At 62.7% G+C, this 20,314-nt stretch carries 20 protein-coding genes; 16 read left to right on the top strand and 4 right to left on the bottom strand.

Annotated features, from left to right (window positions below; genetic code table 11):
* Window positions 1-36: 36 nt before the first annotated feature.
* The 11 genes from ACF8O8_RS14745 (at window position 37) to ACF8O8_RS14695 (ending at window position 12,241) form a co-directional block, all read left to right on the top strand.
* Entirely contained in the window at window positions 37-1,125 is a 1,089-nt protein-coding gene (locus ACF8O8_RS14745; RefSeq protein ID WP_010955703.1) for an efflux RND transporter periplasmic adaptor subunit, read from the top strand.
* Window positions 1,122-2,189: an efflux RND transporter periplasmic adaptor subunit gene (locus ACF8O8_RS14740; RefSeq protein WP_010955702.1), complete on the top strand. Its 1,068-nt coding sequence runs from the start codon at window positions 1,122-1,124 to the stop codon at window positions 2,187-2,189. Before ACF8O8_RS14745 ends, ACF8O8_RS14740 begins: the two co-directional genes overlap by 4 nt.
* The gene (locus ACF8O8_RS14735) at window positions 2,186-5,239 is read left to right on the top strand and encodes an efflux RND transporter permease subunit (protein ID WP_010955701.1); all 3,054 of its coding nucleotides are present in this window, start codon (window positions 2,186-2,188) and stop codon (window positions 5,237-5,239) included. The genes ACF8O8_RS14740 and ACF8O8_RS14735 overlap by 4 nt, the downstream gene beginning before the upstream one ends.
* Window positions 5,240-5,472: 233 nt before the next feature.
* Window positions 5,473-5,655 carry a sulfur starvation response protein OscA gene (gene oscA, locus ACF8O8_RS14730; protein ID WP_003248957.1) on the top strand — a complete coding sequence of 61 codons (183 nt, stop codon included), beginning with the start codon at window positions 5,473-5,475 and terminating at the stop codon, window positions 5,653-5,655.
* Window positions 5,656-5,705: 50 nt separating this feature from the next.
* On the top strand, window positions 5,706-6,713 hold the full coding sequence (locus ACF8O8_RS14725; RefSeq protein WP_350298456.1) for a sulfate ABC transporter substrate-binding protein: 1,008 nt from the start codon (window positions 5,706-5,708) through the stop codon (window positions 6,711-6,713).
* 184 nt (window positions 6,714-6,897) lie between these two features.
* On the top strand, window positions 6,898-7,716 hold the full coding sequence (cysT, locus tag ACF8O8_RS14720) for a sulfate ABC transporter permease subunit CysT (RefSeq protein ID WP_003248961.1): 819 nt from the start codon (window positions 6,898-6,900) through the stop codon (window positions 7,714-7,716).
* 11 nt (window positions 7,717-7,727) lie between these two features.
* A complete protein-coding gene (gene cysW, locus ACF8O8_RS14715) occupies window positions 7,728-8,600 on the top strand; it encodes a sulfate ABC transporter permease subunit CysW (RefSeq protein WP_010955698.1) in 873 nt (290 codons plus the stop codon).
* 3 nt (window positions 8,601-8,603) lie between these two features.
* Window positions 8,604-9,593 (top strand): sulfate/molybdate ABC transporter ATP-binding protein, encoded by a 990-nt coding sequence (locus ACF8O8_RS14710; RefSeq protein WP_003248965.1) that lies wholly within the window; start codon window positions 8,604-8,606, stop codon window positions 9,591-9,593.
* A gap of 210 nt (window positions 9,594-9,803) precedes the next feature.
* Window positions 9,804-10,385 (top strand): alpha/beta hydrolase, encoded by a 582-nt coding sequence (locus ACF8O8_RS14705; RefSeq protein WP_010955697.1) that lies wholly within the window; start codon window positions 9,804-9,806, stop codon window positions 10,383-10,385.
* Window positions 10,386-10,449: 64 nt separating this feature from the next.
* The gene (locus ACF8O8_RS14700) at window positions 10,450-11,280 is read left to right on the top strand and encodes a sigma 54-interacting transcriptional regulator (RefSeq protein WP_010955696.1); all 831 of its coding nucleotides are present in this window, start codon (window positions 10,450-10,452) and stop codon (window positions 11,278-11,280) included.
* Between the two features lie 175 nt (window positions 11,281-11,455).
* Complete coding sequence (locus ACF8O8_RS14695) at window positions 11,456-12,241, top strand: MetQ/NlpA family ABC transporter substrate-binding protein (protein ID WP_010955695.1); 786 nt, start codon at window positions 11,456-11,458, stop codon at window positions 12,239-12,241.
* A 119-nt stretch (window positions 12,242-12,360) separates the two neighbouring features.
* Here ACF8O8_RS14695 and ACF8O8_RS14690 read toward each other — a convergent pair whose 3' ends face one another.
* Complete coding sequence (locus ACF8O8_RS14690; protein ID WP_392509898.1) at window positions 12,361-14,727, bottom strand: penicillin acylase family protein; 2,367 nt, start codon at window positions 14,725-14,727, stop codon at window positions 12,361-12,363.
* An 86-nt stretch (window positions 14,728-14,813) separates the two neighbouring features.
* Between ACF8O8_RS14690 and ACF8O8_RS14685 the strand changes: the two genes are divergently transcribed.
* Complete coding sequence (locus ACF8O8_RS14685) at window positions 14,814-15,380, top strand: sugar O-acetyltransferase (RefSeq protein ID WP_004575846.1); 567 nt, start codon at window positions 14,814-14,816, stop codon at window positions 15,378-15,380.
* On the opposite strand, the gene ACF8O8_RS14680 is transcribed toward ACF8O8_RS14685, so the two are convergent.
* Window positions 15,359-15,928 (bottom strand): DUF6436 domain-containing protein, encoded by a 570-nt coding sequence (locus ACF8O8_RS14680; protein WP_010955693.1) that lies wholly within the window; start codon window positions 15,926-15,928, stop codon window positions 15,359-15,361. The genes ACF8O8_RS14685 and ACF8O8_RS14680 overlap by 22 nt on opposite strands.
* 142 nt (window positions 15,929-16,070) lie before the next feature.
* Here ACF8O8_RS14680 and ACF8O8_RS14675 point away from each other — a divergent pair, with 142 nt between their 5' ends.
* The gene (locus ACF8O8_RS14675; protein ID WP_049588323.1) at window positions 16,071-16,997 is read left to right on the top strand and encodes an alpha/beta hydrolase; all 927 of its coding nucleotides are present in this window, start codon (window positions 16,071-16,073) and stop codon (window positions 16,995-16,997) included.
* On the opposite strand, the gene ACF8O8_RS14670 is transcribed toward ACF8O8_RS14675, so the two are convergent.
* Window positions 16,998-17,750 (bottom strand): DUF2059 domain-containing protein, encoded by a 753-nt coding sequence (locus ACF8O8_RS14670; protein ID WP_010955691.1) that lies wholly within the window; start codon window positions 17,748-17,750, stop codon window positions 16,998-17,000.
* A 113-nt stretch (window positions 17,751-17,863) separates the two neighbouring features.
* Between ACF8O8_RS14670 and ACF8O8_RS14665 the strand changes: the two genes are divergently transcribed.
* Both ACF8O8_RS14665 and ACF8O8_RS14660 read left to right on the top strand, forming a co-directional pair.
* Window positions 17,864-18,496: a 2OG-Fe(II) oxygenase gene (locus tag ACF8O8_RS14665; protein ID WP_049588366.1), complete on the top strand. Its 633-nt coding sequence runs from the start codon at window positions 17,864-17,866 to the stop codon at window positions 18,494-18,496.
* Window positions 18,483-18,986, top strand: a complete 504-nt coding sequence (locus ACF8O8_RS14660; protein ID WP_350298458.1) for a DUF523 domain-containing protein — start codon at window positions 18,483-18,485, stop codon at window positions 18,984-18,986. Before ACF8O8_RS14665 ends, ACF8O8_RS14660 begins: the two co-directional genes overlap by 14 nt.
* A 119-nt stretch (window positions 18,987-19,105) precedes the next feature.
* Here ACF8O8_RS14660 and ACF8O8_RS14655 read toward each other — a convergent pair whose 3' ends face one another.
* Window positions 19,106-19,594, bottom strand: coding sequence for a transporter substrate-binding domain-containing protein (locus tag ACF8O8_RS14655; RefSeq protein WP_104886929.1), 489 nt, complete (start codon window positions 19,592-19,594; stop codon window positions 19,106-19,108).
* 223 nt (window positions 19,595-19,817) lie between these two features.
* Here ACF8O8_RS14655 and ACF8O8_RS14650 point away from each other — a divergent pair, with 223 nt between their 5' ends.
* Window positions 19,818-20,294 carry a DUF4399 domain-containing protein gene (locus ACF8O8_RS14650; RefSeq protein WP_392509897.1) on the top strand — a complete coding sequence of 159 codons (477 nt, stop codon included), beginning with the start codon at window positions 19,818-19,820 and terminating at the stop codon, window positions 20,292-20,294.
* Window positions 20,295-20,314: the final 20 nt, after the last annotated feature.

The raw sequence follows: 20,314 nt of genomic DNA, 5'->3' as shown, positions 1-20,314 counted from the left end.
TCCCACAAATCATTTGTGCACAAGCAAGGAGCCAGCATGGCGTTGATGCGTCCGCTGTCGGTTGTCTGCCTGGGGCTGTTGTACATGCTCACCGGCTGTAGCAAGGAAGAGGTCCCCGAGACACTGCCTCGGGTGGGTGTGCAGCAGGTACAACCCACCGATTTCGCTGCCAGGGTCACTTTGACCGGCGACGTGCAGGCGCGGGTGCAGACCGATTTGTCATTCCGCGTCGGCGGCAAGATCATTTCGCGTAGCGTCGACGTGGGCGATCACGTCAAGGCCAACCAGGTGCTCGCCCGGCTTGACCCGAAAGACCTGCAGAACAATGTCGACTCGGCCAAGGCCGAGGTATTCGCCGCGCAGGCGCGGGTCACCCAGACCAGTGCGGCCTTCGTGCGCCAGCAAAAACTGCTGCCCAAGGGCTACACCAGCCAGAGCGAGTACGATGCTGCCGAGGCCGCGCTGCGCAGCAATCAGAGCGCACTCAAGGCCGCCCAGGCGCAACTGGCCAATGCCAACGAGCAACTCAGCTACACCGCACTGGTCTCCGAGGCCGCCGGGGTGATCACCGAGCGTCAGGCCGAGGTTGGCCAGGTGGTGCAGGCGACCATGCCGATCTTCAGCCTGGCCGTCGATGGCGACCGCGATGCGGTGTTCAACGTCTACGAGTCGCTGCTGGTGGCGCCGCCCAGCGATGCCGGGGTAGTCGTGAGCCTGCTGGACGATCCCAAGGTCCAGGCCCATGGCTTCGTACGTGAAATCACCCCCACGGTGTCGGCGCAAAGCGGCACCGTACAGGTCAAGGTAGGGCTCAAGGACGTGCCGCCCGGGATGCAGTTGGGGGCACCGGTTACTGCCACCACCAACGCCCAGGGCCGGCCCAGCATCGAGCTGCCATGGTCGGCACTGACCAAGGCCTTGCATGAGCCTGCCGTGTGGGTGGTGGGCGAGGGCGACAAGGTGGAACTGCGCAAGGTCGAAATCCGCCGTTACCTCACCGGCAAGATCGTGGTCGCCAGCGGCCTGAAAGGCGGCGAGACCGTAGTGGTCAACGGCGGCCAGTTGCTGCACCCCGGCATGCAGGTACTGAAGGTCGACGCCAAGGGCCCGGGGGGTGAGCTATGAAGCGTCTGTTGCTGATGCTCTCGGCCGCTGTGCTGCTGGTCGGTTGCACTAGTGAAGAAGAGGCACCAGAGGTGATCCGGCCAGTGCTGTCGGTCAAGGTCGAACCTCAGGTGCAGTCGCAGCTGGGCCGCTTCGCCGGCAGTATCCAGGCGCGCTTCGAAAGCACCTTGGGCTTCCGGGTTTCCGGGCGCATTGCCCGACGCTGGCTGGACGTGGGCGCCCAGGTGAAGCCGGGCGACACCTTGGCCACCCTGGACCCGACCGACCAGCAGAACCAGTTGCGCGCCGCCGAAGGCGATCTGGCCAAGGTGCAGGCACAGTGGATCAACGCCCAGGCCGATGCCCGTCGCCAGCAGCAGTTGTATGACCGTGGGGTAGGCGCCCAGGCACAGCTGGATATCGCCCAGACCAACCTGAAAACCACCAGTGCGGCGTTGGAGCAGGCGCGCTCCGCCGTCAGCCAGGCCCGTGACCAGCTTGACTACAGCACCCTGCGTGCAGACCACGCTGCCGTGATTACCGCGTGGCAGGCCGAAGCCGGGCAAACCGTTACCGCCGGGCAAGCCGTGGTGACCCTGGCCCGGCCGGACGTGAAGGAGGCGGTAATCGACCTGCCGATCGGCCTGGCCGAGCAGTTGAGCAAAGGCCTGACCTTCACCGTTGCCTCGCAACTGGACCCGACCATCAACACCACGGCCAGCCTGCGTGAACTGGAGCCCCAGGCTGATGCTACCACCCGTACCCGCCGCGCTCGCCTGACCCTGGCCAGCACACCGGCGGCCTTTCACCTCGGCACCGCCATCAGTGTGACCCTTAGCTCGGAAGTGTCCCCGCGCAGCGAACTGCCCTTGAGTGCCTTGCTCGAGCGTGATGGCAAGACCCAGGTGTGGGTGATCGATACGCAGAACAAGACCGTGGCCACCCGTGACGTGGCGCTGATCGACCGCACCGCTGACAGCATCGTGCTGAGCGCCGGTGTGCAGCCCGGTGAGCGCGTGGTCACCGCCGGCGTCAACAGCCTCAAGCCTGGCCAGAAGGTCACCTTCGACGAGGATGCGCAATGAAAGGAAGCTTCAACCTGTCCGACTGGGCACTCAAGCATCAATCGTTCGTCTGGTACCTGATGTTCGTTAGCCTGTTGATGGGGATTTTTTCCTACTTCAACCTGGGCCGCGAGGAAGACCCGTCGTTCACCATCAAGACCATGGTCATCCAGACCCGGTGGCCCGGTGCGACCCAGGACGAAACCCTGTACCAGGTTACCGACCGCATCGAGAAGAAGCTCGAAGAACTCGACTCGCTCGACTACACCAAAAGCTACACCCGCCCTGGCGAATCCACGGTCTACGTGTACCTTCGCGATACCACCAAGGCCAAGGACATTCCGGATATCTGGTACCAGGTGCGCAAGAAAATCCAGGATATTCGTGGCGAATTTCCCGCCGGTATCCAGGGGCCGGGCTTCAACGACGAATTCGGTGATGTATTCGGCTCGATCTATGCCTTTACCGCTGACGGCCTGACCCTGCGCCAACTGCGGGACTACGTGGAACAGGCACGGGCCGAGGTCCGCGATGTACCCAACATCGGCAAGATCGAGCTGGTCGGCACCCAGGACGAAGTGCTGTACCTGAACTTCTCCACCCGCAAGCTGGCAGCCCTGGGCATTGACCAGCGCCAGGTGATGCAGGCACTTCAAGCGCAGAACGCGGTAACGCCGGCCGGCATGATCGAGGCCGGCCCGGAGCGCATCTCGGTGCGTACGTCCGGGCAGTTTGCCTCGGAAAAAGACCTGCAAACCGTCAACTTGAGGATCAACGACCGCTTCTTCCGCCTGGCCGATATCGCCGACATCGAGCGCGGCTACGTCGACCCGCCTTCGCCAATGTTCCGTTACAACGGCCAGACAGCCATTGGCCTCGCCATCGGCATGAAGGCCGGCGGCAACATCCAGGTGTTCGGTGCGGCGTTGAAAAAGCGCATGGACCAGGTGGTCCAGGACCTGCCGGTGGGTGTCGGTGTACACACCGTTTCTGACCAGGCCGTGGTGGTCAAGCAGGCGGTAGGCGGTTTCACCAGCGCACTGTTCGAAGCGGTGGTGATCGTGCTGGCCGTGAGCTTTGTCAGTCTTGGCGTGCGCGCCGGGCTGGTGGTGGCCTGCTCGATCCCACTGGTGCTGGCCATGGTGTTCGTGTTCATGGAGTACAGCGGCATCACCATGCAGCGGATCTCGCTGGGTGCGCTGATCATTGCGCTAGGCCTGCTGGTGGACGATGCGATGATTACCGTGGAGGTGATGGTCACGCGGCTGGAAATGGGTGAAAGCAAGGAGCAGGCGGCGACGTTCGCCTACACCTCCACAGCCTTCCCCATGCTTACCGGCACCTTGGTGACCGTGGCCGGGTTCGTGCCTATCGGCCTCAACGCCAGTTCTGCGGGTGAATACACCTTCACCCTGTTCGCGGTGATTGCCGTGGCCCTGATCGTGTCGTGGGTGGTGGCTGTGTTCTTCGCGCCGGTGCTTGGCGTGCATATTCTCAAAGGCGACAAGCTCAAGGCTCACGAGGCTGAGCCTGGCCGGGTCGGGCGGGCATTTGAAGGCGGGTTGCTGTGGTGCATGCGCAACCGCTGGTTGACCATCATCGGCACCGTGGTGCTGTTCGCCCTGGCGATCTTCTGCATGCGTTTTGTGCAGAACCAGTTCTTCCCGTCCTCGGACCGCCCGGAAATTCTCGTCGACCTCAACCTGCCGCAGAACGCTTCGATCGAGGAGACGCGCAAGGTGGTCGACCGTTTCGAGGCGCGGATCAAGGACGACCCGGACCTGGTGCACTGGAGTACCTACATCGGCCAGGGCGCGATCCGCTTCTACCTGCCCCTCGATCAGCAGTTGCAGAACCCTTACTACGCGCAGCTGGTGATTGTCAGCAAGGGCTTCGAAGAGCGTCAGGCCATGATGGACCGCCTGCAGAAGATCCTGCATGAAGAATTCGTCGGCGTCGGCACCAACGTGCAATCGCTGGAGATGGGCCCGCCGGTGGGCCGGCCGATTCAGTACCGGGTCAGCGGTGCCGACATCGACCAGGTGCGCAAACACGCCATCGAGCTGGCCACCTTGCTCGACCAGAACGAGCACATCGGCGAGATGATCTACGACTGGAACGAGCCGGGTAAGGTGCTGCGCGTGGAAATTGCCCAGGACAAGGCACGCCAGCTGGGGCTGTCGTCCGAAGATGTTGCCAATGTGATGAACAGCATCGTAAGTGGCGTGCAGATCACCCAGGTCAACGACAATATCTACCTGGTCGATGTGGTCGCCCGCGCCGAAGACAGCGAGCGTGGCTCACCTGATACGCTGCAGAACCTGCAAATTCTTACCCCTAACGGCACGTCGATCCCGCTGCTGTCGTTCGCCACCGTGCGCTACGAACTGGAACAGCCGCTGGTGTGGCGCCGCGACCGCAAGCCGACCATCACCATCAAGGCCTCGGTCAATGGCGAGATCCAGCCCACTGACCTGGTGGCCCAGCTGAAGCCGAAAATCGACGAATTCGCCAGCAAGTTGCCGGTAGGCTTCGAAGTGGCTACCGGCGGTACGGTGGAGGAGAGTGCCAAGGCGCAAGGGCCGATCCGCAAGGTTATCCCGCTGATGCTGTTCCTGATGGCGACCTTCCTGATGATCCAGTTGCACAGCGTGCAGAAGCTGTTTCTGGTGGTCAGCGTGGCGCCGTTGGGGCTGATCGGGGTGGTGCTGGCGCTGGTGCCTACGGGTACGCCGATGGGCTTTGTGGCGATCCTCGGCATCCTCGCGCTGGCGGGCATCATCATTCGTAACTCGGTGATTCTGGTGACCCAGATAGACGAGTTCGAAGCCCAGGGCTTGTCGCCGTGGGATGCGGTGGTGGAGGCCACCAACCACCGACGCCGGCCGATCCTGCTGACCGCGGCGGCGGCGAGCCTGGGCATGATCCCGATTGCACGCGAGGTGTTCTGGGGCCCCATGGCCTACGCCATGATTGGCGGGATCATCGTGGCGACCTTGCTGACGCTGCTGTTCCTGCCGGCGCTGTACGTGGCCTGGTACAAGATCCGCGAGCCGCAGAAACACGCCTGAAGGCCCATATGGCCCCTGGTAGGAGCGGGTTTACCCGCGAATGCGATGGTGCATCGACCACCGTATTCGCGGGTAAACCCGCTCCTACCAGAGGCGTGTTCTCTTAAATGGTTATATAAAAATTCTTAAACAGTATTTTTAAGAATAATCCCGCCTCACTACTATTGCCCTCAAGCCAGGCGCAAAACCCCTTCAAACCTCTGCCCGGCGCCCTCACTCCAAGGAGAACGAGCATGAGTGCATCTCTGCGTAGCATCGACGGTCAGGACGAAGCCACCATCTTGCGTGAAATCCAGAGCGCCCTGCGCGACCTGCGTTTCGGTGCGGTGGAGATCACCGTGCACAACGCTCAGGTCGTACAGATCGAGCGCAAGGAGAAGTTCCGCCTGCAACAGCCCGGCAACAAGCCCGGCTGATCGGCGCCACAACATCCAAAACTAGAAAAATGCCAATCGGGAGCTTCACCATGTCCATCCGCCGTTATGCGCTCGCCGCCCTGGCCAGTGCTGTTTTTGCCGGTTCCGCCATCGCCAAGGACTACGAACTGCTCAACGTGTCCTATGACCCGACCCGTGAGCTGTACCAGCAGTACAACGCCGAGTTCATCAAACACTGGCAACAGGCCCACCCGGGTGACAAGGTGAAAATCCAGCAATCCCATGGGGGGTCGGGCAAGCAGGCCCGTGCGGTGATCGACGGCCTGCGCGCCGACGTGGTGACCCTGGCCCTGGCCGGTGACATCGACGAAGTGGCCAAGCTTGGCAAGACCCTGCCCGAGAACTGGCAGACCCGCCTGCCTGACGCCAGCACCCCGTACACCTCGACCATCGTGTTCCTGGTGCGCAAGGGCAACCCGAAAGGCATCAAGGACTGGGGCGACCTGATCAAGAAGGACGTGTCGGTCATCACCCCGAACCCGAAAACCTCCGGCGGTGCGCGCTGGAACTTCCTCGCAGCGTGGGCGTACGGCCTGAAGGTTGGCGGTAGCGAAGAGAAGGCCAAGGCCTATGTGCAGGAGCTGTTCAAGCATGTACCGGTGCTGGATACCGGCGCCCGTGGTTCGACCATCACCTTCGTCAACAATGGCCAGGGCGACGTGTTGCTGGCCTGGGAAAACGAAGCCTTCCTGGCCCTGAAGGAAGACGGTGGTGCCGACAAGTTCGAGATCGTCGTGCCGTCGCTGTCGATCCTGGCCGAGCCGCCAGTGGCCGTGGTCGACAAGAACGCCGAGAAGAAGGGCAATACCGAGATTGCCATCGAATACCTCAAGCACCTGTACAGCCCGGCCGGGCAGAAGATTGCCGCCGAGAACTTCTACCGCCCGCGTGACGAGAAAGTCGCTGCGCAGTTCGGCAAGCAGTTCCCGAAACTGGACCTGGTGACCATCGACAAGGACTTTGGTGGGTGGAAGACTGCACAACCGAAATTCTTCAATGATGGCGGTGTGTTCGACCAGATCTATCAGGCACAGTAAGCGCCAAAGGAAAGCGGGGCCGCGTGCGGCCCATTCGCGGCACAAGGTCGCTTCCACAAGGAACCATGATCTCCTGTGGGAGCGGCCTTGTGTCGCGAATGGGCTGCCAAGCAGCCCCAGGATTCAAAAGCTTGCACCGGCCCGGGATTGTTTCCGGGCTGAGTGCGTTCAACCAGGGATATTTATGTCGCGTCGTATCTCCCCCGTCATACCCGGCTTCGGGCTGACGCTGGGCTACACCTTGGTGTACCTCAGCCTGATCGTGCTGATACCGCTGGCGGCCATGTTCATCCATGCCTCGCAGCTGACCTTCGAGCAGTTCTGGACCATCATCAGTGCGCCGCGAGTGATCGCTGCGCTCAAGCTGAGCTTCGGCACCGCCCTGTTCGCCGCCATCATCAACGGTGTGATCGGTACCCTGCTGGCCTGGGTGCTGGTGCGTTACACCTTCCCCGGGCGCAAGATCATCGATGCGATGATTGACCTGCCGTTTGCCTTGCCCACCGCGGTTGCCGGTATCGCCCTAACGGCCCTGTACGCGCCGCAGGGCTGGGTCGGCCAGTTCGCCACCGACCTGGGCTTCAAGATCGCCTACACCCCGCTGGGCATCACCCTGGCACTGACCTTCGTGACCTTGCCGTTCGTGGTGCGTACGGTGCAGCCGGTACTGGCCGACATCCCGCGTGAAGTGGAAGAGGCCGCAGCCTGCCTGGGGGCCAAGCCACTGCAGGTGTTTCGCCACATCCTGGCGCCGGCCCTGCTGCCGGCATGGCTCACCGGCTTTGCCCTGGCCTTCGCCCGTGGCGTGGGCGAGTATGGTTCGGTGATCTTCATTGCCGGCAACATGCCGATGAAGACCGAGATTCTGCCGCTGCTGATCATGGTCAAGCTCGACCAGTACGACTACACCGGCGCGACCGCCATCGGCGTGTTGATGCTGGTGGTTTCCTTCATCCTGCTGCTGCTGATCAACCTGCTGCAGCGCCGCATCGAAACCCCTTGAAGGAGGCCGGCATGTCCAGTTCATCCCTGAGTGCAAGTGCCGCAGCCAACGCCGCCCGCCGTGGCAGCGCCACGTCACGGCGTATCCTGATCGGCCTTGGCTGGCTGGTGTTCGCCCTGTTCCTGCTGCTGCCGCTGGTGATCGTGGTATCGCAGGCGCTGAAGAACGGTTTTGGCACCTTCTTCGAGGCGATATTCGAACCCGATGCGTTGTCGGCGCTGAAGCTGACCCTGCTCGCCGTGGTTATCTCGGTGCCGCTGAACCTGGTATTTGGCGTAAGCGCTGCCTGGTGCGTGAGCAAGTACACCTTCCGTGGCAAGAGCATCCTGGTCACCCTGATCGACCTGCCGTTCTCGGTGTCACCCGTGATTGCCGGCCTGGTCTACGTGCTGATGTTCGGCGCGCAAGGCCTGCTCGGGCCGTGGCTGCAGGACCACGATATCCAGATAGTGTTCGCCCTGCCGGGCATTGTCCTGGCGACCATTTTCGTGACCGTACCGTTCGTGGCCCGTGAGCTGATCCCGCTGATGCAGGAGCAAGGCACGCAAGAGGAGGAGGCCGCACGGCTGCTCGGTGCCAACGGCTGGCAGATGTTCTGGCACGTGACCCTGCCGAACATCAAATGGGGCCTGATTTACGGCGTGGTGCTGTGTACCGCGCGGGCCATGGGCGAGTTTGGCGCGGTGTCGGTGGTGTCGGGCCACATCCGTGGCGTGACCAACACCTTGCCGCTGCATGTGGAGATCCTCTACAACGAGTACAACCACGTCGCGGCCTTCAGCGTGGCCAGCCTGTTGCTGATCCTGGCGCTCTTCATCCTGCTGCTCAAGCAGTGGAGCGAGAACCGTATTAACCGCCTGCGCCACAGCGCCGCGGAGGAATGATTCATGTCGATCGAAGTTCGTAACGTCAGCAAGCGCTTCAACAGCTTCCAGGCCCTGAACGCTATCAACCTGGACATCAACAGCGGCGAGCTGGTGGCTTTGCTCGGCCCGTCCGGCTGTGGCAAGACCACCCTGCTGCGCATCATTGCCGGCCTGGAAACCCCGGACCAGGGCAACATCGTGTTCCATGGCGAGGACGTTTCCGGCCATGATGTGCGTGACCGTAACGTCGGGTTCGTGTTCCAGCACTACGCGCTGTTCCGCCACATGAGCGTGTTCGACAACGTTGCCTTCGGCCTGCGCATGAAGCCCAAGGGCGAGCGCCCGAGCGAGAGCAAGATTGCCGAGAAGGTGCATGAGCTGCTGAACATGGTGCAACTGGACTGGCTGTCCGACCGCTACCCCGAGCAGCTTTCCGGTGGCCAGCGTCAGCGTATCGCCCTGGCCCGTGCCCTGGCGGTGGAGCCGAAGGTGCTGCTGCTGGACGAGCCATTCGGTGCGCTGGATGCCAAGGTGCGCAAGGAGCTGCGTCGCTGGCTGGCGCGGCTGCACGAGGATATCAACCTGACGTCGGTGTTCGTTACCCACGACCAGGAAGAAGCCATGGAAGTAGCCGACCGCATCGTGGTGATGAACAAGGGCGTGATCGAGCAGATCGGCTCGCCGGGTGAAGTGTACGATCAGCCGGCCAACGATTTCGTCTACCACTTCCTCGGTGACTCCAACCGCCTGGCCTTGAGCGAAGGGCATCACGTGCTGTTTCGCCCGCACGAGGTGTCGCTGTCGCGGCACGAGACCGAAGGGCACCATGCGGCCGAGGTGCGCGACATTCGGCCGTTGGGCGCAACCACGCGGGTGACCTTGAAGGTGGAAGGGCAGAGTGAGCTGATCGAGGCCGAAGTGGTGAAAGACCATGACAGCCTGACCGGGTTGGCGCGGGGAGAGACGTTGTTCTTCCGGCCGAAGGTGTGGCAGAAGGTGGCGGATATCTAAGTCGCACAAGGCAAAGAGAGCCCGGGCATGGTCCCGGGTTTTTCTTGCCTGAACGCGTGACAGGGCAGCTTTACAGCCTTTCTCAAGCGAGTGGCTGTAGCCTGCTTGTTATGCAATATGGGTATTAATAAATATCTTCTTATTCCTTTACGAATATTTCGCCCTCCCTATACTTGTCTCCAAGCACGCAAACTTACTGGAGGCGTCCCCATGCGCAATGAGTCGATTCGCTACCTGATTGTGCCGGGTTGGCAAGGATCGCCAGACAACCATTGGCAGAGTCACTGGCAGCGCACCCTGCCCAACAGTGCACGGGTTGAACAGCAAGACTGGCTCACCCCGCAGCGGCAGGACTGGGTGCACGCGTTGGAGCAGGCGATTGCCGCCGAGCGCTCGCCGGTGATCCTGATTGCCCACAGCCTTGGTTGCATCACTGTCGCCCATTGGGCAGCGCAGGCAAGCCCGGCCTTGCTACGGCAGGTGCGTGGTGCACTGCTGGTGGCGCCGGCAGATGTCGAACGGCCCACGTGCGCACCCGTGCTGCGCAACTTTGCGCCGATCCCTACCGAGGTGCTGCCGTTCCCTAGCCAGGTTGTCAGCTCGGACAACGACCCAGCCGTGAACGTGCCACGGGCGCTGTACCTGGCCCAGGCATGGGGCGCCGAAGCGGGTTTGCTGAGCAATGCCGGGCACATCAACGTCAAGTCCGGTCATGAGCGCTGGGAACAAGGTTTCGCCTACCTGTATCGCCTGCAGAGCCGGATTGAGCAGCGCGCACTGCGCCGCGCCTGATCGCCCTTACTGTTCACCCTTTGCCTGACGCCTGGCCATTACGGGCCTGGGGCGGGAGTTCGTCATGACGTTTCAAAACCCGTTCGGCCAGCCGCTACTGACCTTTCCCGAGCTGGACAAGAGCCCGCTGAGCATTCGTGCCAAGGCGCTGGTGTTCATCGACCCGCGCTCGCAGCAGCTGCGCGAGGACCTTGAGCGCCTGGCGCCACAACCTTTGCCGGTGCTGATCCGTGGCGAAACCGGCACCGGCAAGGAGCTGCTGGCCCGGCAGATCCACCGTACCAGCGACCGTGGAGGGTTGTTCGTGTCGGTCAACTGCGCGGCCATCAGCCCCACCTACGCCGATGCCGAGCTGTTTGGCTATAGCGCCGGCAGCCATGGCGGTACGGCCAGCAGCCGCGCCGGCTGGTTCGGTTCGGCCAGCGGCGGCACCTTGTACCTGGACGAGATTGCCGACTTGCCGTTGGCCATCCAGGGCAAGCTGCTGGCGGCCCTGGAAAACCGCGAGGTCACTCGGGTGGGCGCGCAGCAGCCACAGCCGGTGGATGTGCGTCTGGTAGCCGCCACCAGCATCGACCTGGCCCGTGTGGTGCGTGCAGGGCGCTTCAACGAGCGCCTGTACCAGTATTTGCGCGAGGGCGCGCTGGAACTGCCGCCGCTGCGCGAGCGGCCGGGCGATATCCTGCCGCTGGCCGAGTACTTTGCGGGCATCTACAGCGTGCGCCTGCAACGGCCTGTGCCCTTGGTGAGCGAGGCGGCGCAGCGGGTTCTGGAGGGGCATTTCTGGCCCGGCAATACCCGCGAACTGGAGAACGTCATCCACTTTGCATTGCTGGTCAATGACGGCGAAGAGATCCTGCCCGAAGACCTCGACCTGCCTGACCCCGCACGTTAGATATCGCTCCTGAGTAAGGAGGCTTATGTAATTCTGTTTTTGGAATAAGCAGCTAAGTAAAAGATATTGTTGCGGAATAAAAAATTTGGGTATCGTCCGCCTCACGCCCACTGGTGAACCGGTTGGGCACCCGATTCGCCATCGTCGATGGCCCAGATTCAGAACAAGGACCACCATGAAGAAGACCCTGCTGACCACTGCCCTGGCTGCTGCCCTGTCGTTCTCCGGCCTGGCCGCTGCTGCCGAGAAACTGGTGGTTGCCGCTACCCCGGTACCGCACGCCGAAATCCTCGAATTGATCAAGCCGACCCTGGCAAAAGAAGGCGTGGACCTTCAGATCAAGGTCTTCACCGATTACGTGCAGCCGAACGTGCAGGTGGACCAGAAGCGTCTGGACGCCAACTACTTCCAGACGCTGCCGTACCTGCAGAACTTCAACGAAGGCAAGGGCACCCACCTGGAAACCGTGGTGGGTGTACACGTAGAGCCCTTCGGTGGCTACTCGAAGAAGGTCAAGGCCCTGAGCGAGCTGAAAGAAGGCGCAACCGTTGCCATCCCTAACGAGGGCAGCAACAGCGGCCGTGCGCTGCTGCTGCTGCAGAAGGCCGGCCTGATTACCTTGAAAGACCCGAAGAATGCCCTGGCCACCCCCAAGGATATCGCCGAGAACCCGAAGAAGCTGAAGTTCCGCGAGCTTGAGTCGGCCATGCTGCCCCGTGTGCTGGACCAGGTCGACCTGGACATGATCAACACCAACTACGCCCTGGAAGCTGGCCTGAACCCGGCTAAAGATGCACTGGTGATCGAAGGTGCCGACTCGCCTTACGTGAACTTCCTGGTGGCCCGCCCGGACAACAAGGACAGTGAGGCCATCCAGAAACTGGCCAAGGCCCTGACCAGCCCGGAAGTCAAGGCATTCATTGCCAAGAAGTACCAAGGTGCCGTACTGCCGGCGTTCTGATTTCGCTAGCAACGCCTGATATGTGCCAACGCCGACACCTTGTGTCGGCGTTTTTCTTCAGCCCTGCCCGCACAGCACCGTAGAAGCCTTTTGCTGCGAAGCGGCCGCAAAGCAGCCTCTTACTTCGGGGGTACCAGCCGTAAGGTACTTTGCGCCGGAATCACCCCCATCTGCGCCCGCTGATACTGCCCCTGCACATACCCCTCGGCCTGGTCCGCGTAATGCCGGTCGAACGGCACGCCACTCTGCCCGACCGGGTTGATGGTCAGCGCCTGCCCGGCATCGGCAAAGTCGATCAGCCGCCGCGTCGACGGCCCATAGGTCACCGGCCATGGCGCAGAGCTGATCTTCGCCGAGAGGTTGTTCGGCACTTCATGGGTACCGGGTGCGGCGAATGGCCCAACGTTGAACAGCAGGTTCAGCGGCTTTTTCACCCCAAGCGGATGGTTGTGGGTCAGGGTATGGGCCTTGCCCCATTGCCAGCTGGCTGGGTCCTTGCCGAGGGTGTCGCGCAAGTGGCCAAGGCTCTTCTGCCAGGCTTCGCGCACGATCGAGCTGCGGTCAGTGCGCTGGTTGGCGCCGCGGGTGTTCCACCAGGGCGACTCGGCATCGGCGGCCAGGCGCGGCAGCGCAGCATCGATGGCACGGGTGCTGATCAGCACCGGGAACCAGGTATCGCCCAATTCGTCATGCAACGCGGCATAGGCCAGCTCGTAGAGGAACTGGTTGAACAGCGTGGCGCTGGTTGAGTCCAGTGGATAGTCGCCGCGCCAGGCAGCCAGCTGCTCGACCAGTTCCTCTTCCTCGTCACCCTGGGCGATCTGACGCAACGTCGCTAGCAGCGGTGCCAAGGTGCGCGGGCCGTAATCGCTGGCCGTATCGAGTTGCAGCGCCTGGCTGTTCTGCATGTCCCATTTCACCTCCGGGTTGGCCAGCTGGCGATCGAGCTGGCGGCCGCGGTCGGCGAGGTTGTAGTAGCCGGGTATCGGCACCACGGCGGGTGGCTGGTAGTTGGCCGAGACGATATAACCGCTGGCCGGATTCTCCTGTTGCGGGTTGACGCTGAAGGGGTAAAAGCCGGGTTTGTCGGCCTGGCTGCTGGCGCCGTCGAGGATGAACGCCGGGTTCACACCGTCCGGGCGAATCGGCAGTTTCGCCGCCGCCCACCAGCCGATATCGCCACGGGCATTGGCCCAGACGAAGTTCAGCCCCGGCGCCTGCACCTTGGCAGCCGCTTCGCGCATCTTGCCCAGGGTGTCGGCGCGATTGAGCTGGTAGAAGCCTTCGAGGATCGGGTTCTCGGTTTCGAGGAACGCCCACCACATGGCAATCGGCGTGGCCCCTGCCGTGGCGCCGAGGACTTCGTTGACGATTGGCCCGTGGGGTGAGCGGCGCAGGTTGATGGTGACCGGTTGCTCGCCTTTGATTGCAATCTGTTGCTCGGTCTTTTCCAGTGTGCGCCACTGGCCATCGACCATGACCTGGTCAGCGTTGGCAGGGTTGGTCTTTTCTGCGATCAGGTCGACGTCGTCGTTCTGGAACATGGTCAGGCTCCAGCCGAAGTCACGGTTGTGGCCGAGCAGAGCGAATGGGTTGAGTGCCTGAAAAAAGCCGTAGAGGTTGAAGCCGGGCGCTGACAGCTCGGCCTCGTACCACACCGCAGGTACGGCAAAGCTGATGTGCGGGTCGCCAGCCAGCAACGGCTTGCCACTGCGGGTGCGGCTACCCGCGACCGCCCAGGCGTTGCTGCCTTCGAACTGCGGGATGCCGGCGTCGCCCAGCGCCTCATCGCTTAAGCGCGCAAGTGCTTCCAGGCTTTGCCAGTCGGCAGCGGCCAGTGGCGTGCCCAGTGCGCCCTCGGGTTGCCAGCCAAGGTCGAATATTTTCAGGTAGTCAGGACCCAGCTGGTCGCGGATGTAGGTCAGAGCAGGCTCGGTGCGGAACGCGGCGGCAAAACTGTAGGCCAGGTAGCCGGCGATGCTCAGCGTGTCCTCGGCGGTGAACGGGCGCGGGGTGATGCCGAGCAGGTCGAATTCCGTGGGCTTGGGGTGGCTGGCCTGCCAACTGTTGACCCCCTCGAGGTAGGCTTGCAGGGCCTGCCATGCCGGCGCCTGCGGATCCTGCCGCTTGGCCATCAGCGCGGCCTGCTCGCGTATGCGCAGGCTGCGGAACAGGGTGTCGGTGGGCAGCAGCTTGTCGCCGAGCACCTCAGCCAGTTCGCCACGGGCCAGGCGGCGCAGGATCTCCATCTGGAACAGCCGGTCCTGGGCATGCACGTAGCCCAGTGCACGGTAAAGGTCCGGCTCGCTCTGTGCTTGCAGGTGTGGCACGCCGCGGGCGTCGTAGCGCACGCTGACCGGTGCTTGCAGGCCGGTAATGGCGACCTCGCCCTCGCGCTGCGGCAGCTTCCCCTGCACGTACCAGTAACCGGCGGCGCCAGCGGAAACGGTGACTACCACCGCCAGCAGGGTCAGGCTGCGCTTCATTCAGACTCCTTGTGCATTCAAACGAAAAATGTGGTCCGATCATCGGCGGATTCGCGAACAGAGCATAGCCCCAGGAAGGAGTTTCCATGTCCCTCAGCGAAAAACACAAAATGCTCACCGGCCAGCTCTACCATGCTGGCTGCCCTGAACTGCAGGCCGAGCAGATCGCCAACAAGCACTGGATGCACCGCTACAACAACAGTGTCGAACTGCTCAACGACGCACGCCACGGGCTGCTTGTGGAGCACTTTGGCCAGGTTGGCGAAGGCGCTGTGATTCGCCCGCCGTTCTATTGCGACTACGGCTACAACATCAGCGTTGGCCGTAATACTTTCATGAACTTCAACTGCGTGATCCTCGACGTGGTGCCGGTGCGTATCGGCGAGGACTGCCAGATCGGTCCCAACGTGCAGATCTATACCGCCGACCATCCGCTCGATCCTGAAGTGCGGCGCAGCGGGCTGGAGAGCGGGCGGCCGGTAACCATCGGCGACAACGTGTGGATTGGCGGTGCGGCGATCATCCTGCCGGGGGTGACCATCGGTGATAATGCCATCGTCGGCGCCGGCAGTGTGGTGACCCGGGATGTGCCCGCGGGCGCGACGGTGGTGGGTAACCCGGCGAGGGTCCGTCAGCCCGACCAAGGGCAGTAGCAGCCTACCGCCAGGGTATTGGAGGCGTTGACCTGGCGGCCGTCGAGCAAAGCCTTGAGGATTGGCTCGATGAAGCTGTTGCTGGCGTTGCACACGGCACCTTCGCTGTAGGGGCCAAAATAAGCCAGGCGGCCTTGCCGGTCCCAGATGGCCACGGCCGGGGACGCAGGCAGGTGCTCGCTGCCGGGCAGGTGGGTGATGGGTTGCAAGCTGCCGATATTGGCCGGCAGCTGGCCGTGGCTGCCGGGTTTTTGCAGCACATGGAAGGTAACGTCGTGGCCAGCGAACTGGCTGATAAGGTCGCCCAGGTGCTGTTGGTTGCCGACGTTGCATGGGCAGGCCGGGTCCCAGAAATGCACGACGCGGATCGGGCCAGCACCGGCCAGCTCGGCAGGTAGCTGTAACTGGCTGCCGTCGAATAGCGTGGCCTGGTTGTCGAACGGGCGCAGGTAGCGAGCCTGAAAGGCGCTGTAGGCCTGCCAGAGGATTACGGCGCCGACCAACAAGGCGATGACCGTGCACAGCGGTTTGATGATTCGGCTATTCATGAAGAGTCGGCGGCCCTTTCGCGACACAAGGCCGCTCCCGCAATTAGTTCGATGCTGGTTGTTCGAGGTGAGCAAGCTTGCCATGGCGCCGGCCAGAGCTGAAGATTCCAGATCAATACTTGCATCAATGTGGATGTACCCGATGCCCCCTGCCTTTCACCCCGACCGCCTGCGCACCCGCCTGGCGCCGTTCACCACTCGCCAGCCACTGTCGGCACAAGCGCAGGACTACCAGCGCTTCTATGGCCTGAACCTGCCGGCACACAGCTGGCTGGGTAGCTTTCAGGCAGCGGGGTTCGACCTGGTCGGGCAGGCATGGCTGCCCGAGCAGCCAAGCGCGACGCTGTTCCTGCTGCACGGCTATTACGACCACATGGGCCTCTACCGACATGTGATCGAGTGGGCACTCAAGCAGGGTTTCGCCGTGATCAGCTGTGACCTGCCCGGCCACGGCCTGTCCAGCGGCGAGCGGGCCAGCATCACTGACTTCGCGGTGTACCAGCAGGTGCTGGAGGCCTTGTTCGAACAGGCGCACACGCTGCAACTGCCGCACCCGTGGCACCTTTGTGGGCAGAGCACGGGGGGGGCGATTGCCGTGGACCATCTGCTGCACCAGGGTGCACGCAGCCCCGTCGATGGCCAGGTCATCCTGCTGGCCCCGCTGGTGCGGCCAAGTTCCTGGCGTTGGTCGAAGTTCAGTTATTGCGTGCTGCGCCACTTCGTCAATGGCATCGAACGGCGCTTCAGTGAGAACACCAACGACCCGGCCTTTCTGCCGTTCCTGGAGGCCGACCCGCTGCAACCGCGTCGCCTGCCAACGGCCTGGGTGGGCGCACTGATCGCCTGGGTCAAACGCATCGAGGCCGCGCCGCGCAGTGCGCGTCGGCCATTGATCGTGCAGGGGGAGGCGGATGGCACGGTGGACTGGCCCCACAACCTCGAAGTGCTCAAGGCCAAGTTTGCCGAGCCACAGATCCTGATGCTGCCCGAAGCCCGTCACCACCTGGCCAACGAGTTGCCGGGAATCCGCCAGCGCTACTTCGACTTCATCGACCAGCGCCTGGGCTGATCACTTCAGGTCGTTGGTGCTCTGGCCAACCGCCAGGCCGGCACGTACAGCGGCCAGGGCCGCCTGGTAGTAAGCCTTGCCCTCGGGCGACTCGGCAAAGGTGGCGAACGCTTCCAGCTCGGCATCGGACAGGTCGCGGTAGACGTACAGCAGGGTGTTGTTCAGGTCTTCGCCAATCTGCCCCATCAACCGCTGGCGCTGGCCATCCAGCAGGCTCTGGGCCTGGCCGCCGCCGAACAGGCCGGGGATCATCGAGCTGAGGCTGTCGGCGGCTACACCGGCGATGGCAAGGCTGACTTCGGCGCCGGCTTCCCGCGCAGGCAGGGCTTGGGCCAGGTGGCCGATGATCAGCAGACGATCGTCGCTGGCCTGGATCTTGGGCAGGCCTTTGGCGTTCTTGGCCAGTTCGTCCTTGCGGGTGGCCTTGAGCTCGGCCGCCACCACTTTGCGCCCCAGCGGCGACTGGAAGAAGGCCAGGGCTGGTGCCGGGTCGGCCAGGGTGGCGCGCAGCTTTGCCTGGGCGCGACGGTCCACCGCCTGGGCCTGGAAGCGCTGGTTGCTGTTGTTGACCAGCGCCTGGTACACGGCGGGTGGCAAACTGTTGCGGTAGCGCTCCTGGGCAGCGGTCAGGGCATCGTTGAAGTGGGCGCGCTGGTCGGGCCAGCCGGCAGCCTTATACAGTTGATCCAGGTTGTCTGCCCAGACAGGCATGGTGCAGATCATCAGCAGAATCAGGGAAAACAGACGGCGCATTCAGGACTCCTGTCGGCAGGTGGCTATTGTCCTTGGCCCGGCGCCGGTTTGTCGAGATATCCGCGTGTTTCTCGGCCAAGTGGCGCTGTGCGGCGACAGGGCGAATGGATATGATGCGCGCCATGCACATATCCCCTGAACACCCGATGCTTGCGGCCGTCGTCGACGATCTGGCCACCCATGGCTGGTCCCAGCAGGCGCACTTTCTGCCTGCCGACCTGGTGCGCGCACTTGCAGCCGAGTGCCGGCGCCGTGATGCCGAAGGCGAACTCAACCCCGCAGGGGTTGGGCGGGGAGCTACCCAGGAGGTGCGCGAAACCATTCGCGGTGACCAGATCCAGTGGATCGACCCGGGGCAGGCCGAGGCCTGCGACCAGTACCTAGCGGCCATGGATCAGCTGCGCCTGGCAATCAACCAAGGCCTTTTCCTGGGCCTGGAAGACTTCGAATGCCACTTTGCCCTGTATCCACCGGGGGCATTCTATCGCCGGCACCTGGATCGTTTTCGCGACGATGACCGGCGCATGGTCTCGGCGGTGCTTTACCTCAATGAAGGCTGGCAACCGCATGACGGTGGCCAGTTGCGCATGTTCCTGGCCGACGGTGTCGAGCACGATGTCGAGCCAGTGGCCGGTTGCCTGGTGGTATTCCTGTCGGGCGAAGTGCCTCACGAAGTACTGCCGGCCGGGCGTGAGCGGCTGTCATTGACCGGCTGGTTCAGGCGGCGTGGCAATGACCCGTTCTGATAGGCCCAAGGTGCTGGTGAGCGCCTGCCTGTTGGGGCAGCCAGTTCGCTATGACGGCCGGGCCAGCGGCCATCCCGATTTGTTGCAGCAGTGGCAGGCCGAAGGGCACGTGGTGCCGTTGTGCCCCGAGGTAGCAGGCGGCTTGCCGACACCACGGCCGCCAGCGGAGATCCCGGGAGGGCAGGGCAGCGCAGTGCTCGAGGGTGACACACAGGTGCTGACAGTGACGGGTGAAGATGTCAGTGCCGCGTTTCTGGCCGGAGCGCAGTTGGCGCTGGAACTGGTGCGGCAGCATGGCATTCGTGTAGCGGTGCTGAAGTCTGGCAGCCCTTCGTGTGGCAACCGGTTGACCTATGATGGCACCTTCAGTGGTGTGAAAGTGGCGGGGGAAGGGGTAACCACGGCGCTGCTGCGGCGGGCGGGAGTGCAGGTGTTCAGCGAGCTGGAACTGGACCAGGCGCAGCGGGCTTTGGCTGATATATCTGCTTGAACCTGTGCCGGCCCTTTCGCGGGTGAACCCGCTGATGGACACACGTCGAGGGTTGGACCTAGGCCGCCGTAGGATCGGGTTTACCCGCGAAGAGGCCAGCACAGGTTGCAAACAAGACCTTACTGCCCGCCTGCAGTCTCCTGCACACCCTTGAACCACTTCTGCTCAAGTTCGGCAGTCCGGCCACTGTCTTTCAAACGTTGCAACGCATTGTTTACGGCACTTTCAAAAGCCGGGTTGTCCTTCTGGAACGGGATCACCAGCTTCTTCTCGCCAATCGGCAGGCTTACATCGAGCGGGCCGTCGCCTGTGAGCGATTCACTCGACGGGGTGAATGTGATGTCGTACTTGCCACTCTCGACACCCGCCAGCACTTCGGTAGCCGGGGCTTCGACGAACTCGGCGCGCAAATCCAGTTCCTTGGCCAGGGCCTGGCCAAATTCGATGTCGAAACCTGTCAGGTGGTCGTCTTGCTTGAAGGCGTATGGCGAGTTCTCGGCCTGTACGGCAATGCGCAGTTCGCCCCGGTCGGCGATTTCGTCGATCAGCTCCGCCTGAGCCAATGGACTGATCAGTACTGCCAGCAGTACCCCTATGGTCGAACGCATGTATGCCCCTTTTCTTTTAGCAGTTTGAAATCGATCGCCACGGCTTTCTTCCTCGCCGTGATCGAGCGCAGCCTATGACCTTCAAGCCTCGGCATTGTTTAACCCTGACGGAAATATTTCTGTCAGGCAATGTGAACACCTTGGCGGTTATTTCAACTAAGGTGAACTACCGCCGCGTTTGGATGACAGGCTGCGGTCAATAAGTGAACCACAGGAGAAGTGAATGAACAGCCTATTTTCGCGTGCTGCCGTTGCCGGTCTGCTGATGGGAGCGTCGGTGTTCGCCAGTGCCGCAGACGCCCTGAAGAGCCAGGAGCCGCCCAAGGAGGCGAAGGTCTTCATCGTTTCCCCCGCCGATCGTGCCACGGTCGACAAGACCTTCACCGTCAAGTTCGGTATCGAGGGTATGGGCCTCAAACCTGCGGGTGACCAAACCCCGCACACCGGGCACCACCATCTGCTGGTGGATGTCGACAAAGAGCCGGTGGCTGACATGCCGCTGCCGACCAGCCTGATGCCAGAGGCCGGCGTCGCACTGCCGAAGGGACCGCAAGTGCTGCACTTCGGCAAGGCACAGACCGAAACCAGCATTACCCTGACCCCGGGCAAGCACACCCTGCAACTGATTCTGGGTGACCAGTATCATGTGCCATTCAAGCCTAGCGTCGAGTCGAAGAAGATCACGGTTGAAGTGAAATAAAAAAGGGAGGCCACCAGGGC

Origin of the sequence: Pseudomonas sp. TYF_14, assembly GCF_043105275.1 — a bacterium.
GTDB lineage: Bacteria > Pseudomonadota > Gammaproteobacteria > Pseudomonadales > Pseudomonadaceae > Aquipseudomonas > Aquipseudomonas alloputida.
The sequence above is the reverse complement of the archived record's forward strand: the minus strand, read 5'-3'. Positions and strand labels throughout refer to the sequence as shown.

Excerpts from the sequence above, each read along its gene's own strand:
- ACF8O8_RS14725 (WP_350298456.1), top strand. The coding sequence starts at position 5,706 with ATGTCCATCCGCCGTTATGCGCTCGCCGCCCTGGCCAGTGCTGTTTTT.
- ACF8O8_RS14705 (WP_010955697.1), top strand. The coding sequence starts at position 9,804 with ATGCGCAATGAGTCGATTCGCTACCTGATTGTGCCGGGTTGGCAAGGA.
- ACF8O8_RS14680 (WP_010955693.1), bottom strand. The coding sequence starts at position 15,928 with ATGAATAGCCGAATCATCAAACCGCTGTGCACGGTCATCGCCTTGTTG.
- ACF8O8_RS14745 (WP_010955703.1), top strand. The coding sequence starts at position 37 with ATGGCGTTGATGCGTCCGCTGTCGGTTGTCTGCCTGGGGCTGTTGTAC.
- ACF8O8_RS14710 (WP_003248965.1), top strand. The coding sequence starts at position 8,604 with ATGTCGATCGAAGTTCGTAACGTCAGCAAGCGCTTCAACAGCTTCCAG.
- ACF8O8_RS14675 (WP_049588323.1), top strand. The coding sequence starts at position 16,071 with ATGCCCCCTGCCTTTCACCCCGACCGCCTGCGCACCCGCCTGGCGCCG.
- ACF8O8_RS14660 (WP_350298458.1), top strand. The coding sequence starts at position 18,483 with ATGACCCGTTCTGATAGGCCCAAGGTGCTGGTGAGCGCCTGCCTGTTG.
- ACF8O8_RS14655 (WP_104886929.1), bottom strand. The coding sequence starts at position 19,594 with ATGCGTTCGACCATAGGGGTACTGCTGGCAGTACTGATCAGTCCATTG.
- ACF8O8_RS14735 (WP_010955701.1), top strand. The coding sequence starts at position 2,186 with ATGAAAGGAAGCTTCAACCTGTCCGACTGGGCACTCAAGCATCAATCG.
- ACF8O8_RS14700 (WP_010955696.1), top strand. The coding sequence starts at position 10,450 with ATGACGTTTCAAAACCCGTTCGGCCAGCCGCTACTGACCTTTCCCGAG.
- ACF8O8_RS14695 (WP_010955695.1), top strand. The coding sequence starts at position 11,456 with ATGAAGAAGACCCTGCTGACCACTGCCCTGGCTGCTGCCCTGTCGTTC.
- ACF8O8_RS14650 (WP_392509897.1), top strand. The coding sequence starts at position 19,818 with ATGAACAGCCTATTTTCGCGTGCTGCCGTTGCCGGTCTGCTGATGGGA.
- ACF8O8_RS14740 (WP_010955702.1), top strand. The coding sequence starts at position 1,122 with ATGAAGCGTCTGTTGCTGATGCTCTCGGCCGCTGTGCTGCTGGTCGGT.
- cysT (WP_003248961.1), top strand. The coding sequence starts at position 6,898 with ATGTCGCGTCGTATCTCCCCCGTCATACCCGGCTTCGGGCTGACGCTG.
- ACF8O8_RS14685 (WP_004575846.1), top strand. The coding sequence starts at position 14,814 with ATGTCCCTCAGCGAAAAACACAAAATGCTCACCGGCCAGCTCTACCAT.
- ACF8O8_RS14665 (WP_049588366.1), top strand. The coding sequence starts at position 17,864 with ATGCGCGCCATGCACATATCCCCTGAACACCCGATGCTTGCGGCCGTC.
- oscA (WP_003248957.1), top strand. The coding sequence starts at position 5,473 with ATGAGTGCATCTCTGCGTAGCATCGACGGTCAGGACGAAGCCACCATC.
- cysW (WP_010955698.1), top strand. The coding sequence starts at position 7,728 with ATGTCCAGTTCATCCCTGAGTGCAAGTGCCGCAGCCAACGCCGCCCGC.
- ACF8O8_RS14690 (WP_392509898.1), bottom strand. The coding sequence starts at position 14,727 with ATGAAGCGCAGCCTGACCCTGCTGGCGGTGGTAGTCACCGTTTCCGCT.
- ACF8O8_RS14670 (WP_010955691.1), bottom strand. The coding sequence starts at position 17,750 with ATGCGCCGTCTGTTTTCCCTGATTCTGCTGATGATCTGCACCATGCCT.